Genomic DNA, 15,722 nt, shown 5'->3' on the forward strand with positions numbered 1-15,722 from the left:
AAACCAATAGTAAAAGTATAGACAGAAGATATTCGAATAGCGATTTAGATAAATCATGAGCTTATGAGTAAATATTTGAAATTAACCTCGATACAAAAAGGGAGAATGGCACTTTTCAAAGACGCCATTCTCCCTAATTATTCTTATTTAGATTTAGTAAGAAACACTCTCTTCCTAGAAACGCTCTATTAAAACCAAACAACTAAAAGAGAGTGAGTGTGGTGTTGGTGGTAGTTTAACTAGTAATTAAGCTTTTTAGAAAGAATGATATTAAGATACAGAATACATGCAATACAAGTTAAGGGGGATGGCGCGACTCCTGCAGGAATAGCATGCGTCTTGAGACTACAGGCTCAAGCCATGCCTGCGGAAAGCGTCGCCACCCCCAATACGAAGTATTACAAAATAGATCGAAACACTATATTAAAATCAAACATATAAGAGAAAGTGTGTTGTTTGTGGTTAATGTAATATATAGCGTTATAGGAAAAAATTAAAATACCCAGATGCAATTGCAACACAAGTAAAAGGTGGGAGTAGGCGAGACTCTTGAGGGATCAAGGGCACAGCGAAAATCCATTTTTCGAGCTATTAAGCGAGAAAAATTAGTTGAGCGTGACCCCCTAAGAACGTGAGCCGTCTCTCCCACCCAATACGAAGTATTGCAAATTAGGAACAAACTCCATATTACTACGAATACAAATTAGTCACCATACACATTATTTCTACGAACACAAATTAGTACAAAATACTACAATCCAACGAACACACATTTTACCTTAACCCAAACGACTACGCCGCACATTCAACATCACCTGCAACGTCACAATCAACACAGACGTCACAAGCAACAAAATCACATACGGCTGCACACTATTCTCCCCCTGAATACCAACAAGCGGACTCACAGCACCACCCAAGATAAACTGGAACAAGCCCAGCAAACTCGAAGCATTACCACTACCGCCCGAACGCGACTCCATCGCCAACGCAAAACTCAACGGGCCAATACCCGTCACCGGACACACATTCAAGAAGAAACCAAAAATCAACAGCCACAACGGCAAATGCGCCGTCACCGAAGCAATAATCAGCGCCACACCCGCCATCTGCACAATCGTCAACGTAATCAACAACGTCAAACGGTTAAAATACTCAACCAACAACGCAGTCAGCTGACTAATAATAATTAAACCAATACCATTCATCGTAATAATCACACTAAACTTCTGTGGCGATAAATGATACATATTCGCCGTAATAAACGGTGCTGCCGAAGCAAAGCTAAACAACATAACATACGTTAAGCCTTGAATAAACATTGGCAATAAGAAACTCGGTTTCTTCAATAACGTTCCATAATCCTGAATGATTTCAGGGAAATTCAAGCGCGCTACATTCTGTTCGCGCGTTTCTTCCATTTTATAACCAGCAAGTAGTAGAATAATTAAACTAATCACCGCGAGAAGAACAAAGATCGCTTTCCAGTTACCTAGCGTAAGCGCATAGCCTCCGAGTAGCGGTGCGATGATAGTGACAATACCATTAACGACGAGCAAAGCAGAAATAGACTTCGCCAGTTTCGTCCCTTCCTGCTTATCACCGACAGACGCTTTCGCAATAACGATAGCACCACCGCCCGTCATCCCTTGGATAAAACGCAAGATCAAGAAGAACGGTAGTGTAGATGTAAAGATTGCCACGACTGACGCAATGACATAGATCGCTATAATCGTTAGAGCGACTTTCTTACGTCCAAACGCATCAGACAATGGACCAAAGAGGAATTGTCCGATCGCTAAACCAATCATAGCGGTAGATAAAGTTAATTGAGCTTCCGAAGCAGTGATGTCGAAACTACTTTTCACATTTGTGAGTGAGACATTGTACATATCAATCGTCAGAGGACCAAATGTGGTCATGATACCTAAGACGATGATGAGCATCAATGGGAAGCGTTGTGAAAGTGGTTGATTCATGAGATTACTCCTTTACACGTGACTAGTCAGAGCGTCACTAAATTAATTGTTACTATTGTAACTTAAATTCAGAATACGTGCTACGTTCTCTGAGGTATATTCTAAATTTAAAGGGCCATTTTTCAAGGCAGTGTCTAAACTCACATTGCGTTGTAACATACTGAAAGCCGCAGCGATACCATGTTCATATACTGCCTGATAGCCATCACCCAACACGCCATTGATAGCGATGACAGGCACATCATGACGTTGCGCGACTTGTGCCACACCTATAGGCGTCTTGCCATAGATAGACTGATAATCCATTTGACCTTCACCTGTAATGACGAGATCGGCATCTTTCACGTGATGCTCAAAGTTAGTTTCTTGTAAGACGACTTCAATCCCAGGTGTCAGTTCTGCGTGTAAAAAGGCGAGAAGTGCTGTACCTAAGCCGCCAGCAGCACCGGCACCTGGAATATTTTTAACATCCTGAGAAAAATGAGTCGAGATTTGAGAATGATAATGAGCTAACGCTACTTCAAGTTGAGATAGTAAGGCATCGTCAGCACCTTTCTGACGTCCATATGTATACGTCGCACCGTCCTTACCAAGTAACGGGTTGCGAACATCACAAGCGACTGTAATATCAACTTGTTGCAAACGTGAATCAAGTTGAGCAGTATCGATAGTTTGAATATCAGCCAAAGCTACGCCGCCATGTTTAATTGGTTGATGTTGATCGTCTAAGAAACGCACACCGAGTGCACGCAGCATGCCGACGCCGCCGTCATTTGTTGCACTACCTCCAATACCGAGAATAATACGTGTAGCTCCGCGATCGAGAGCATCTTGAATTAATTCACCTGTACCATAGGAAGAAGTACGTGCAGGATTACGTTCTTCTGGGGTTAAGAGATCTAAGCCTGATGCGCTGGCCATCTCAATGATAGCCGTTTGACTATCTGTCGCATAAGCGTAACTACTCATGATTTCGCGCATTAATGGGTCGTGCACCTCTGCAGTCACACGCTCTGCTTGTAAGGCTTCAGAAAGCGCTTCGGTCGTTCCTTCGCCACCATCTGCCATAGGAATCAGTGTATAATCCGTGTGAGCTACTGGATAAACTTTAGCGAATCCACGCATGATTGCCTCTGATGCTTCCTTTGCGGACATACTTTCTTTAAATGAATCTGGTGCGATAACAATTTTTTCTAAATTCATAACTTAACCCCCAATCTATACTGCTTGAATTACCGTTCCTGAGTTGCAAAGTAGTTATATCCAGTATAAAGTAATGGGGCACAGAATGAAATGTAGGGCGTTTAAAGATTAGTTTTTAGCTATGGTAAAAGAGGGAATAGCTTACTAATATCGACCGCGCCGTCTCGATAAGGTGGTATTACATCATCATGAAGCTCGTCTCTAGAATATTGACATATCAAGCACATCGAGACTGCTATGAACACAATTTAGTCAATGAGGTTATATGTTCAATGAAACTCAATCAATTACATTTAGAAATTATCAAATTTGTTATCGTGGGTGGAATTAATACTTTCAATTATTATGTAGTATATTTATTGTTACTGAAAGTGTTAAATGTACAGTACTTAGTCAGTCACATCACTGGGTTTATCGTCGCACTCATCATTTCGTATTATCTCAATTGTTATTTCGTGTACAAGGTTCAGCCTACCTTGCGGAAATTTCTACAATTTCCGGTTACACAACTCGTTAATGTCGGGATGCAAACATTGTTGTTATTCATTTTCGTACGCTTCTTTCATATCAATTCCGTTATCGCGCCATTCGCAGGTTTGATTATTACGATTCCTGTGACGTTTATTTTATCGAAGTATATTTTACGCGACCGTTAAGATGAGACGATGAGAAGATGGGTGTGCATAGTTACGAAGACATTATGATATCAAGTGCAGGAGAGGATAAATCTTTTAGGAGAGGCTAATAAAAATTTTTAACGTTTTATATTAAATAATTTTCCAATAAAAATCGTTGTAAGCGATCAAAGCATGCGTCATAATAGAGTCCTAATCAACTTTAAGGTGGGTGTAAATTATGGGCGAAAGCATGAATTTGAAAGCCGCTCAACGTGGAGCTTATTTAAGTTTAGTCGTTTATATTATACTAGCCGCATTGAAGTATGGCACAGGATTTATCTATCATTCTGCAGCCGTTCGAGCAGACGGTTTAAATAATATGACCGATATCCTCGTCTCCTTAGCAGTCTTGATTGGACTTAAGATCTCAATTAAACCACCTGATCAGAATCACCCTTATGGTCATTTGAAATCTGAGAATATCTCCACGCTCTTAGTCTCATTTATCATTATGTTTGTCGGAGTCCAAGTTCTGATTGAGAATACGCCGAGACTTTGGACAGGAGAACAACACACCCCGAATTTAATGACGATTTATGTCAGTATCATCGGCGGGCTCGTCATGTTGGCTGTCTTTTACTTTAATCATCGTTTAGCACAGCGCACCCAAAGCAGTTCTCTCAAATCAGCATCGAAAGATAATCTGTCTGATGCTTTAGTCAGTATTGGTACTGCGGTAGGGCTCATTTTTACACAATTTGGTCTTCCTATTGTCGATACGATTATTGCGTTATTACTTGGTTTACTCATCGTTTATACAGGTTTTGATATTTTACGTGAATCCATCTTTGCTTTAAGTGACGGTTTCAATGAACGGGATTTAGAGTTTTATAAAAGTTACGTGCTCGAGGTCCCTGATGTATTAGATGTGGAAAATATTAAAGGACGTTATTACGGAAGCAGCGTGTTCGTTGACGTGACGATAATCGTTGAGGCAAAGTTATCGCTAGAAGCGGCACATCACATTTGCGACGAAGTAGAACAACATATGCATGAACGGGGCGTTTCCTACGTTTATGTGCATCCGGAACCTAACAATATTCAGGAGTAATTTAGTAACCTATGTGGTGTGGTAAATGACGAATCTATTTTTTATAAAAGCAACTTAATATAAATATAAAAACGAAAGCCGCGTTCGAGTTGGGCTTTCGTTCTTTCTTTATAGTATTACCACCAACCGTGAGATTGACGGAATTCAATAGCTTGATCGATTGAACCATAACGTTCTTTAGCGTATTGAACCATGCCTTGCGTTTGTTCCGCTACAGAGCCAGTGCCCCAAGATTCCTTCGTTTGACCTAAACCTCGATATCCTAACTCATTCACCGCATTAGGGTCGCCACCAGATTCAGGCATAACTATATTATCCCAAAGGGCTTTCGTGCCTCCGTTATTGATAAATTCATCATACACTGAATCCGTAGATTGTTGCGTTGTTTCAGCTGCATCAGCTGTTTGGCCTTCAGATACTGCACCAACACCAGCTGCAGTGATAGATAGTGTTGCGAATGAAGCGAGTAATAACTTTTTCATAATAAATATCCTCCTATTATGATTTGCGAAATCTATAGAGTTGAACGTCGTGCTCAGCTTGCTTAATGATTCAATTTCTAGAATGTGAGTTGTTCTCACCAACACGTTTCACTATAACAGCTCAAGGGATGACATGGGTTACATGGAAATTAAAATGTATGCCAGAAATATAAATATCCAAATACAATTATTTCAAAGTATTAACAATGACTGTTAAAGTTATCAATATAACGGGTAAATTTAACAGTAAAGTAACTAAGATGACGTATGAGTGTCATCATGTAATAAATTTAATGAAGAATATCATTCATTTTAAATAAAGAAAGAAGGATTAATATGCCAAAACTCATATTATGTAGACATGGACAAAGTGATTGGAATGCGAAGAACCTCTTCACAGGTTGGGCAGACGTCGATCTTTCAGACCAAGGGCGCGAGGAAGCAATTGAGTCAGGACGTAAATTGAAAGAACAAGGAATTGAAATTGATTACGTATTCACGTCACTCTTGAAACGTGCGATTAATACGACGTACCACTTACTTGCAGAATCTGATCAACTCTTCCTTCCCGTTGAGAAAAGTTGGCGTTTGAACGAGCGTCATTATGGAGGTCTTCAAGGTCTTAACAAAGATGATGCGCGTAAAGAATTCGGCGAAGATCAAGTACACGAATGGCGTCGTTCATATGATACGGCACCACCTGAACAAAGTGAAGAACAACGCAATGATTATCTCAACGACCGTCGTTATGAGCACTTAGATCGACGCGTGATGCCAGAATCCGAAAGTCTGAAAGATACGCTTGAGCGAGTAATTCCTTATTGGAGCGACCAAATATCTCAACAATTGCTTGATGATAAGACGGTGCTTGTTTCTGCGCATGGGAATTCACTTCGTGCTTTAATTAAGTATCTTGAAGGCGTTTCAGACGAAGACATTGTCGGTTACGAAATTAAGACTGGTAAGCCGCTTATTTATGAATTAGACGATCAGTTAAAAGTACAAGATAAATATTATCTATAATTAGATAAATGTAGGGCGATACTTGTGATAGGGTGTCTACTGGAAGTGTGGGATGTTGAGTGTCTCTGTTTGCTTCTTTGTATTGCGCCTGATCATTGGTGTCGCCCTATTATAGTATTTCATTCTCAGTGGCAATACTGCGTATTGTAGGGGTGGTGACGCTTTCCGCAGGCATGGCTTGAGCCTGTAGTCTCAAGACACATGCTATTCCTGCAGGAGTCGCACCATCCCCTTTATACTTGTATTGCGGATATTCTAGTAATTCTTACAATTCTTTCTAACCCAACTATAACTATCATCTCATCAACACATACTCTCTTGTTTAGTTAGGTTGAATAGGGTGTTTTTCTACGAATGGTGGGAGTAGTGGCTCGTTTTTCCTATGGAGACATTGAATTAGAAAAAATATATCTTATTTATATCCCGACTTTTACTAGTAGGAGTTGCGCCATCTTATTTACTTGAAACAAATTGCGTGTGCTTATCCCAGAAAATCTGTATAATGCGTTGATATGACTCAAATGACTTTCTACATATGAAAAAGGAGGACAGCCCATGTCTTTAAAAGCCAAACTGACCATGATTCTCATCATGTTACTCGGCGGGTTCTTTGGACTACTCAACGAAACGCTACTAACGACGGCACTACCTAGCGTCATGCGTACATTTAACATTGAATATACGCAGGTTCAATGGCTAACCACGGCATTTTTACTTGCAAACGGGGTCGTGATTCCACTATCTGCAATGATCATTCAACGCTATACGACGCGACAAGTCTTTCTCGTAGCGATAGGCATCTTCTTTGTTGGTACGATCATCGCAGGTTTTAGTTCGACGTTCACTGTTCTATTAGTTGCGCGAATCGTTCAAGCGCTTGGTTCTGGAATCATGATGCCATTGATGATGACGACGATGCTAGATATTTTCGAACCGCATGAGCGCGGGAAATATATGGGGATCTTTGGTCTCGTCATCATGCTCGCGCCTGCAATAGGACCGACGCTTTCTGGCTATCTCGTGGAATATTTCAATTGGCGTTCACTCTTCCATGTAGTAGCTCCAATCGCAGCCATTACGTTCTTATTAGCACTTAAGTTTGTTAAAAATGTAGGTACGAACCGTAAAGTGCCTATCGATATTCTGTCAATCATTCTTTCCGTCTTTGGTTTTGGTGGATTACTTTACGGTACAAGTTCCATTTCACGTGATGGTTGGGACGATCCTGTCGTGCTCACGACAGTCATCGGTGGACTCATCTTAGTGATCCTATTTATCTATCGTCAGACGAAATTTGAAACACCATTACTCAATTTTAGTGTATTTGCGAATAAACAGTTTGCTGTAGGGCTCACGATCATGGCTTTCACGATGATTTCCATGATTGGTTCTGAAACCATTTTACCGATGTTTGTGCAGAATATTATGGGTAAACCTGCACTAGAATCAGGACTCATACTGTTACCAGGCGCACTCGTCATGGGCGTCATGTCTATCGTTGGAGGTATCTTGTTCGAGAAATTTGGAGCAAAAGTCCTCGGTTTAGTAGGCATGTTGATTGTTATCATCACAACATCTTACTTCGTCTTTATGGACGGCGACAGTTCAGTCATCGTACTCGCTACAGTTTACGCCATCCGAATGATTGGACTTGCATTAGGCTTGATGCCACTCATGACACATACGATGAACCAACTCAAACCTGAACTCAACGCTCATGGTTCTTCCATGACGAATACGGTTCAACAAATTTCTGCGTCTATCGGTACGGCTGTGCTCATCACGATCATGTCTCACGTCGCACAACAATTCAAACCGACGATGAGTGATTACAAAGGTTTAGATAAGAAAGCGATGGCAGCTCAGATTCAACACGATGCCTTGCTCAGTGGCTATCATGGTGCCTTCGTGTTTGCGGTCATCATTTCCATTATTAGTTTCCTTTCGGTATTTATGTTAAAAGGCAAGAAACAAGCGGATCGCGATGCTGCTCAGAATCGAGCTAAGGCTCAGTAAGGTAAAAGTGCTATCCGTCAGAATAAGAAACTTGCTATAATGAAGTTGAAATAATCATTTATGGAGGGCCACGATGGAACATAAGATGAGATTATACGACAAACCCTTTCAATTGATGCTTGCAGGAACGAAGACAGTCGAAATAAGATTAAATGATGAGAAACGCCAAGCTGTGCACAATGGAGATACCATTCAATTCACAAATTTAGAGAATGCGGATCAGTCTTTTAAAGTAGAAGTACTAGAACGTGTACAGTTCGACTCTTTTCAAGAGTTACTAAAGTATTATGATAATGAAGAAATAGGTGTACCGGAAGAGTATCAACTTTCCCAGAAGCTAGCCGAAATTTATCAAATTTATAGCCAAGCAGAAGAACTCGAATATGGTGCTGTGTCCTTTCGAGTGAAGCGAATTTAATTAGGCTCCGTTGTTCAACATATAGATAGATTAACTAGAAGTGCCCCATCAATGAATGTATGAGATTCATTGATGGGGCACTTTATTTTAAAACACATTTGAAGTTCATTATTATATTTGACGTGCTAATTGACCTAAGCGGTAAACACCTGGTTTCACAACTTTAATGAAATCACCGATATATTCTTCTACTTGCGCATTAAAGCCTTTCTTGAACTGTTGCACGCCATAGTCTTCTGCATCTTCTGAGAAATCGCCTGTCACACCATAGAAATTGTAACGATCGATTCCGTGGGCTTTCGCAAATTTAATCATTTCTCATTGTAATGCATAGGCGCCCATGTAGCGGTTGTAAGCAGGATTTGAACCGCTAGAGAGATAGTACATTTCGTGGTCATTATATATGTAGACCGCGGAAGCAAGGTTGAGCTCAGTACCATCCGTCTCAATACGTTGTTTCGTTTCATCAATCTTACGCTTTGTACTTTGAATTTGTTGGCTTTCGTCTTCTGTTTCTTAGAATTTGGGCTTTCTTCCAACTGCTTTTGCACATCTTTATACTGTACTTGAAGTTGTTGCAATTTCACGTCGAGCTTTTGTACGTAGTCCTCTAGATTGATATAGGCGAGTTGTAGTAGAATTTGGCCATCGTACACACGTTGAAGATTGCGGTAATACGCTTCATCGCGGAACGTGAATCCATGCTTTTCTTCGGCCATTTTCATCAGTTCGTAAAATTTCGGCGTTTCGTCTATTGATAATGTGCGAATTTGCACACCCATTTGATCTGTCTTTTTGATATTTCGACGTGTTTGATAGTCCATTTCTTTTAAAAGTTGTTTTTCAGATTTATCTTGTAAATCTAACACTGAAAGCCAGCGAATTTGGCTAATTTTAGAATAGCCACGTGTATAACCTTGATGAAGATAATCTAAACTTTCTAAAGTGCGTATAAGCATCCGACGGTCATAACTTTTAATAATCTCACCGTCAGCCGTATGTAGATTCTCCAATATATAAGGGTCCACACGCACATAAAGGCAGTTATGTTGCTTCAAATAATCCGTAAGTGAACGGAAGTAGAAATCAACCAGTTCAATATTTGTATAGTCCATGACAGGACCACGTTGACTGTAGAAATATTTATAGAATTTCAATGCACGGGCTTCTGAGAACAGTCCTGCAGCAATGACTTGACCGTTGTCATTCCTAACGCCAAGCAGGTGAGCATTACCGTGCTGATGAGTTAAATGTCGGTAGTTAGCTAAACTTTGAGTAAAATGCGAAAAATGGTCTTCCATGTAAGTCGAAAATTCATCTTCTGATAACTGTACAAATTTCATTTCAATCCCCCATGTTTCTCATTCGTATTTTTCGTAAAATAGAGTAGTATAAAAGTAGTCTATCAAACGCGAGAGAAAATTACACCTTATTATATAATAAAAGTGTTAATTTTATTTTTACTCTCGGTAAAGATAATTTAAATATTAAATTTAAGTAATAGTATTTTAACTAGATGTGAAAAAGCGTCAGGAAAGTAGAAAACTATTGGCGAAAAACATGGTTATCACTTATCATTACTATACAAGGTATAACAGAAATAGGAGAGATAAGTTTGAAAAGATTGGTATTCACTATAGCAGCTGCAACACTCATCTTAGCAAGTTGTAGCAGCAGTAAATATACGAGCAGCATCGATAAAGCAGTAGATAAACAACAGGCTTACCAACATAAGCTAGCGAAGAGTGAGAAAGGTGACGTAGATAAGAAGTTTGATAAGAACAAAGCGAACATTTACGTCTACGAAAAGGGGAAATACGTCGTAATCGCATACAAGCCATTGCGTGACGATGATGAAGTGCACTATTATGCTTACGAAATTAAAGGTAAGAAAGCCCATTATCAAGAACACTTTAATGTCAAAGGTTATATGCATAATCATGAAGAAAGCTATAAAGAAGAGAACTTGGATAGTGATGACGCAGATTAACAGAAATCAGGTGAAGTAATGAAGAAAGGGATAGGTTTAATACTTCTCGTCATAAGTACATTGATACTGGTGAGTTGTAATTCACAACAAGACAAAGCGAGTCATTCTTCGCATTATCAGAAAGGGAAAGTGACGATTGTCGAATATGCAGACCTTAAATGTCCTTATTGTAAAAAGGTAGATCAAAACGTCATGCCCAAACTAAAGAAAGACTATCTGCATAATAAAAATGTTGAATACCAATTCGTAAACATGGCGTTTCTCGGTAAAGATTCAATTGTCGGTTCTCGTGCTGAACATGCGGTCAAACGCATTGCACCCGAGAAACATTTACAATTTCTCCATCAACTCTTTGAACAACAACCGAAAGATGAGAAAACATGGTTAACGGAGAAGCGGTTAGATGCAGAAATTGATAAACTTAATCTTGATGAAGATAAGAAATCCCAAATCAAGAAAGCGTATAAGACGAAAGATAGTCAAGCTTGGAAAGATGCCGAGAAAGATCAAGAGCGCTATAAGAAACATAAGGTCAAACAAGCACCTACCGTTTATATTAATGGTGAGAAACTTGAAGACCCGTACAAATATGAGAATTATAAAACTAAAATCGATAAAGCTTAAAAAAACAAAGATAAATAGATGGCAAAGCACCAATTTCTATACAGTGTGTGTTGATGAGATATTGATCATCGCACTCGAGTATGGAAGTTGGTGTTTTTATTTGAAGGGAAATAGCGCGAGCGAGGTGAAATAAAATAACTAGAAGTCGAAGTTTTAAATAATTCGTGAGTAGGGAAGAATATCAATAACAATGTGAGCATCTTCTTTGATATAAAATGAGTATTAGGTATAATAAATATATCTTAAAGATATAAAAAGAGGAGGAGTTCTAATGACTCAATTTAAATTTGATCCAGCCCATTCTAATGTTGAATTCTCAATCAAGCACTTAGCAATCGCCAACGTGAAAGGTCGTTTCAATGATTTCGATGCGAATATTCAAGGTGATCTTAACGATTTAAGTACGTTGAAAGGTCAGTTCACCATTCAAATTAATTCTATCGATACACGTATTAAAGATCGCGACAATCACTTATTAAGTAGTGACTTCTTCGACGCAGAGCACTATCCAGAAATGACTTTCGAGATTAAAGAAGTATCAGAAGATAAAGTCACAGGCGACGTGACATTGAAAGGGGAGACTCATGAAGAAACGTTCGATCTTCATTACGAAGGCATTAGCAAGAACCCAATGAATGACGCGCAAACAGCTGGATTTGTTATTAATGGTACGCTTGACCGCGATAAATACGGAATTACTTTTAACCAACAACTCGAAACAGGTGGCTTACTTTTAGGTAAAAATGTACAATTTGAACTTAGTGTAGAGTTCGAAGTACAAGAATAATAGATAAATGAAGAGAGGAACGATGGCATTGTTCAACCATCGTTCCTCTTTGTTATATCTCAGTTTAGATAGGCGTTTTTTGGCAAAATTTTAGTTTCTGTAACAGGCTTTATGAGCAGTAAAAAATGTGAGTAAAAACGTGGCTTAAAACTTTCCTGGACCTTATGGATTGAATATAATTAAGAAGTAAACAAGTTGGATAGATGGTGGCTAATCCAAATATAAAGAAGGTCGATGCCTATGAAAGCATCAACCTTACTCTTTAGAAAGGAAAAGCCAACATGATTACAATTGAAACTATGTTGCAATTTGGAATTTTCCTTATTGCATGCATTGGATTAGTAATCAAGCTTATTAATTTAAGCAATAAAAAATAACCATCCCAACTTTAGTGTTGTGATGGTTATTTAACCATTAATAAAAGCTACCGTCTTTCGAACGGGCTTACTTGGCGCAGGTGTTACAGCAATTGTGCCTTTCTTTAATTAAAGTATACCCTGTTTTAAGCTATATGTAAATCATTATGTATATTTGTATCACATTTGAAAAAAATATGATTTTAATAAAGTGGCTAATTTAAAGTACTTTAGTTTAGTCATCTTATTAATTAATTTAAGCAATAAAAAATAACCATTCTAACTTTAGTGTTAGGATGGTTACTAAAATGTATCTAATGCTACCGTCTTTCGAACGGGCTTACTTGACACAGGTGTTCCCGCACTTGTGCCTTTTTCAACTTAGCTATTGAGCTTCATTTATTCATAAAGCAAGTTGGATAGATATTAAATCATCTTATTATAAAGGAGAGTGAGGCTTATGAAAGCATCAACCTTATTCTTTAGAAAGGAAAAGCCAACATGATTACAATTGAAACTATGTTGCAATTTGGAATATTCCTTATTGCATGTATAGCGCTAGTAATCAAAATTGTTGATTTAAACGACAAAAAATATCTACCCAACTTTAAGCAAGTTGATGATGTTAATCAATAAAGTATCTGTTAGTCAATATAACTAACATCTACGTTATTAATCTTGACTTAAGTATACTCTACCCATAGGTGATTGTAAATTATAAACATAATTTATATTATAATTAATGTCTTATTATTGAACGAGTCCTTATAATTGATTTATCTTATGTAAAATTCCGCACTCACAATAAATGCTTCCGCTAAAAATCTCACTATTTCTTTCCACTCCCTATGTCTGATTTACCACAAAACGGGAAAACAACGAATAGACTTAAATATTCACTAATAAATAAAATCTCATTTTACAAAAACTATTAACAAGGAGGACATCACTGTGGGTATCGAAGTAGATCGTAATAAAATTATTTTCAAAAGAAATTTCAATGCAAGCCCTGAAGATATCTTCAAAGCTTATACAAACAAGGATTTATTTGAACAATGGTTTCACCCAGAAAATGGTACGACAAAAGTCTATCGATTCGAAGTTCAAGAAGGTGGCGAAGGTTTCTTCTCAATTGAGACACCTCAAGGAAAGAGTTACACCGTGACGAAATATCAAGAATTTGATCAACCTACCTACATTGCTTATGAAGATTATTTTGCAGATGAGAATGGCAATATCAATAAGGAAGTACCAGGCATGTACAATACGGTACAGCTCAACGATATCGGCCAAGGAGTGACAGAGCTCGTTGCGACATCTGAATTGCCGAGCGCTGAAATGGTTCAACAGATGGTAGATATGGATCTTGAAGCAGGAATGAATAGTACTTTTGATAATCTAGAAACATTGTTACGCAACTCATCTTCATAAATTAGTCGAAATTGTTTATTAAATGATATAGGTTCTCACTTGAAAACGGTGTATAATGGGTGTGAAAAGAGGTGAAGGGCTTGACTAAACGTTACATCAAAGTCTTAGTGCTTTACGTGCTAAGTACACTCATACCAACACTTGTGACATGTAAACTTGATGGGAAACCATTCCTCAAATGGACTGTTCGTACGTTAGCAGGATATGGGCTTTTCGCATACGGTTTACGTCTTTTCTCTAAATTTAAAAAGTAATTTAAGTACAAAATGATGTTTTAATTATGTACTTAATTAAAGTCGACTTCTGAGATGGAATAGGTCAGGGACAGTACCATCCTAGGCTATCTCGAGAGTCGACTTATTTTTATATCTACAAGAAAGAGACTAACGCTCTGATGTTTACATTTTACATAAAATAAACATTCCCATCGTGGCTTAAATTCTATACAATAGTGTTTATATGAAGAATTTGAGGGGGAATATTATGAAAAACAACAAGACTGTAAATGACACCTACACATCAAGAGCGATAGCTGAAGGTGCGATGCATCAATCTCAAATGAAAGATGTGATGATCACAAAAACACCAGGACGTTACGCAGTGAAAGCGATGATGTCTGGGTTCTTACTCGCGATTGTGACGGTCTTTATGCTAGCCATCAAGACGCAATTTGCGGGGACACCGGTAGGGCTGATCAATATTCTTGGGGCAATCTCGTTCAGTTTAGCGCTCGTGCTCATCGTCTTAACCAACTCAGAATTACTGACGAGTAACTTTATGTATGTGACAGTGGGGTATTATTATCGAGCGATTACGATGCGCAAGATTATGTACATCGTCTTCTACTGTTTCTTATTTAACATTGTCGGCGGACTCATCTTATTTGGATTAATGCGCTTCACTCATGTGATGACACCAGAGATGATTACTGCGTTGACTAAGACGGTCTCAACAAAGACAGTGGAGTCGACTTGGTATGCGATATTAGTCAAAGGGATCTTCTGTAACTTCTTTATTAATATTGGTATCTATGTATCAATGTTATTTAAAGACGGTTTGTCTAAAGCGTTCTTTATTGCTTGTGGCGTAGTGGTCTTCGTGTTTATGGGTTACGAACACGTTGTCTTCAACGCAGGTTTATATGCAGGTATGTTGTTCTATAACTTTGATGGCGCCAACTGGTTACATGTATTAAAAAATATTGTCTTTGCGTTTATCGGTAACTACATCGGTGGCGGTATCTTCGTCGGCTTAGTTTATGCTTATGTGAACGGGCGACGCGATGCTTTTGAAAAGTAGACACGAATGATGACTCAATACGGCTGTGCAACTGCATGGTCGTATTTTTTAGTTAGAAAATAATTAATTCTATTTTATTTTTCAATGTTTTGCCTCTCCCTTGTTTAGGGGACCACACTCAACTAATTTCTCTCGCTATTCTAGCTCGAGAAATGGATTTTCGTTGTGGTCTAGTTCCCTCAAACGTGTCGAGTCTACATTGAAAAATACTTATTATTCGCTGTAATTACTATTTTTTAACCATCTATTATTGAAATAATTAAAAAGAGACCTATTACATTAGCTTAATGCACATTCATCATAAGTATTTACCTAGTTAATAAACATCAATTACCCAGGAGTTGTCTGATTTCATAAGATTTAACACCTGTCTCTTATACACATCT

Annotated in this window: 18 protein-coding genes; 13 read left to right on the forward strand and 5 right to left on the reverse strand. The window is 38.4% G+C overall.

From position 1 onward, the window contains the following. Positions 1–779: 779 nt before the first annotated feature. Together CD126_RS07495 and CD126_RS07500 are read right to left on the reverse strand one after the other, a co-directional pair. A complete protein-coding gene (locus CD126_RS07495) occupies positions 780–1,979 on the reverse strand; it encodes a putative multidrug effflux MFS transporter TcaB (RefSeq protein WP_049407890.1) in 1,200 nt (399 codons plus the stop codon). Positions 1,980–2,021: 42 nt separating this feature from the next. After that, entirely contained in the window at positions 2,022–3,182 is a 1,161-nt protein-coding gene (locus CD126_RS07500; protein ID WP_049407888.1) for a glycerate kinase, read from the reverse strand. A 272-nt stretch (positions 3,183–3,454) separates the two neighbouring features. Here CD126_RS07500 and CD126_RS07505 point away from each other — a divergent pair, with 272 nt between their 5' ends. After that, positions 3,455–3,838 carry a GtrA family protein gene (locus CD126_RS07505; protein ID WP_049407886.1) on the forward strand — a complete coding sequence of 128 codons (384 nt, stop codon included), beginning with the start codon at positions 3,455–3,457 and terminating at the stop codon, positions 3,836–3,838. Between the two features lie 199 nt (positions 3,839–4,037). Next, positions 4,038–4,910, forward strand: a complete 873-nt coding sequence (locus CD126_RS07510) for a cation diffusion facilitator family transporter (protein WP_103370258.1) — start codon at positions 4,038–4,040, stop codon at positions 4,908–4,910. A 116-nt stretch (positions 4,911–5,026) separates the two neighbouring features. On the opposite strand, the gene CD126_RS07515 is transcribed toward CD126_RS07510, so the two are convergent. Next, positions 5,027–5,392, reverse strand: coding sequence for an aggregation-promoting factor C-terminal-like domain-containing protein (locus tag CD126_RS07515; protein WP_049407882.1), 366 nt, complete (start codon positions 5,390–5,392; stop codon positions 5,027–5,029). A 336-nt stretch (positions 5,393–5,728) separates the two neighbouring features. Here CD126_RS07515 and CD126_RS07520 point away from each other — a divergent pair, with 336 nt between their 5' ends. The 3 genes from CD126_RS07520 (at position 5,729) to CD126_RS07530 (ending at position 8,849) form a co-directional block, all read left to right on the forward strand. After that, positions 5,729–6,415 (forward strand): 2,3-diphosphoglycerate-dependent phosphoglycerate mutase, encoded by a 687-nt coding sequence (locus CD126_RS07520; RefSeq protein ID WP_049407880.1) that lies wholly within the window; start codon positions 5,729–5,731, stop codon positions 6,413–6,415. A gap of 555 nt (positions 6,416–6,970) precedes the next feature. After that, positions 6,971–8,431, forward strand: a complete 1,461-nt coding sequence (locus CD126_RS07525) for an MDR family MFS transporter (RefSeq protein ID WP_103370259.1) — start codon at positions 6,971–6,973, stop codon at positions 8,429–8,431. 73 nt (positions 8,432–8,504) lie between these two features. Further along, positions 8,505–8,849 (forward strand): ASCH domain-containing protein, encoded by a 345-nt coding sequence (locus tag CD126_RS07530; RefSeq protein WP_049407876.1) that lies wholly within the window; start codon positions 8,505–8,507, stop codon positions 8,847–8,849. Positions 8,850–8,960: 111 nt separating this feature from the next. On the opposite strand, the gene CD126_RS12405 is transcribed toward CD126_RS07530, so the two are convergent. Together CD126_RS12405 and CD126_RS07535 are read right to left on the reverse strand one after the other, a co-directional pair. Further along, the gene (locus CD126_RS12405; RefSeq protein WP_338141200.1) at positions 8,961–9,164 is read right to left on the reverse strand and encodes a peptidoglycan bridge formation glycyltransferase FemA/FemB family protein; all 204 of its coding nucleotides are present in this window, start codon (positions 9,162–9,164) and stop codon (positions 8,961–8,963) included. Further along, a complete protein-coding gene (locus tag CD126_RS07535; RefSeq protein ID WP_421673274.1) occupies positions 9,161–10,192 on the reverse strand; it encodes a peptidoglycan bridge formation glycyltransferase FemA/FemB family protein in 1,032 nt (343 codons plus the stop codon). Before CD126_RS07535 ends, CD126_RS12405 begins: the two co-directional genes overlap by 4 nt. A gap of 272 nt (positions 10,193–10,464) precedes the next feature. Between CD126_RS07535 and CD126_RS07540 the strand changes: the two genes are divergently transcribed. The 8 genes from CD126_RS07540 (at position 10,465) to CD126_RS07560 (ending at position 15,336) form a co-directional block, all read left to right on the forward strand. Next, entirely contained in the window at positions 10,465–10,839 is a 375-nt protein-coding gene (locus CD126_RS07540; RefSeq protein WP_049407873.1) for a cystatin-like fold lipoprotein, read from the forward strand. 18 nt (positions 10,840–10,857) lie between these two features. After that, positions 10,858–11,463, forward strand: a complete 606-nt coding sequence (locus CD126_RS07545) for a DsbA family protein (RefSeq protein WP_103370260.1) — start codon at positions 10,858–10,860, stop codon at positions 11,461–11,463. 271 nt (positions 11,464–11,734) lie between these two features. After that, the gene (locus tag CD126_RS07550; protein WP_049407869.1) at positions 11,735–12,250 is read left to right on the forward strand and encodes a YceI family protein; all 516 of its coding nucleotides are present in this window, start codon (positions 11,735–11,737) and stop codon (positions 12,248–12,250) included. Between the two features lie 281 nt (positions 12,251–12,531). Continuing rightward, positions 12,532–12,627, forward strand: coding sequence for a putative holin-like toxin (locus tag CD126_RS12315; RefSeq protein ID WP_142381355.1), 96 nt, complete (start codon positions 12,532–12,534; stop codon positions 12,625–12,627). A gap of 498 nt (positions 12,628–13,125) precedes the next feature. Beyond that, the gene (locus CD126_RS12470) at positions 13,126–13,242 is read left to right on the forward strand and encodes a putative holin-like toxin (RefSeq protein ID WP_420916190.1); all 117 of its coding nucleotides are present in this window, start codon (positions 13,126–13,128) and stop codon (positions 13,240–13,242) included. 315 nt (positions 13,243–13,557) lie between these two features. After that, entirely contained in the window at positions 13,558–14,037 is a 480-nt protein-coding gene (locus CD126_RS07555) for an SRPBCC family protein (RefSeq protein WP_049407867.1), read from the forward strand. Positions 14,038–14,108: 71 nt separating this feature from the next. After that, a complete protein-coding gene (locus CD126_RS12130; protein WP_308409853.1) occupies positions 14,109–14,291 on the forward strand; it encodes a hypothetical protein in 183 nt (60 codons plus the stop codon). A gap of 226 nt (positions 14,292–14,517) precedes the next feature. After that, positions 14,518–15,336, forward strand: a complete 819-nt coding sequence (locus CD126_RS07560; RefSeq protein WP_049407898.1) for a formate/nitrite transporter family protein — start codon at positions 14,518–14,520, stop codon at positions 15,334–15,336. Positions 15,337–15,722: the final 386 nt, after the last annotated feature.

Source organism: Staphylococcus pettenkoferi (assembly GCF_002902685.1).
In the GTDB taxonomy this organism is placed as follows: domain Bacteria; phylum Bacillota; class Bacilli; order Staphylococcales; family Staphylococcaceae; genus Staphylococcus; species Staphylococcus pettenkoferi.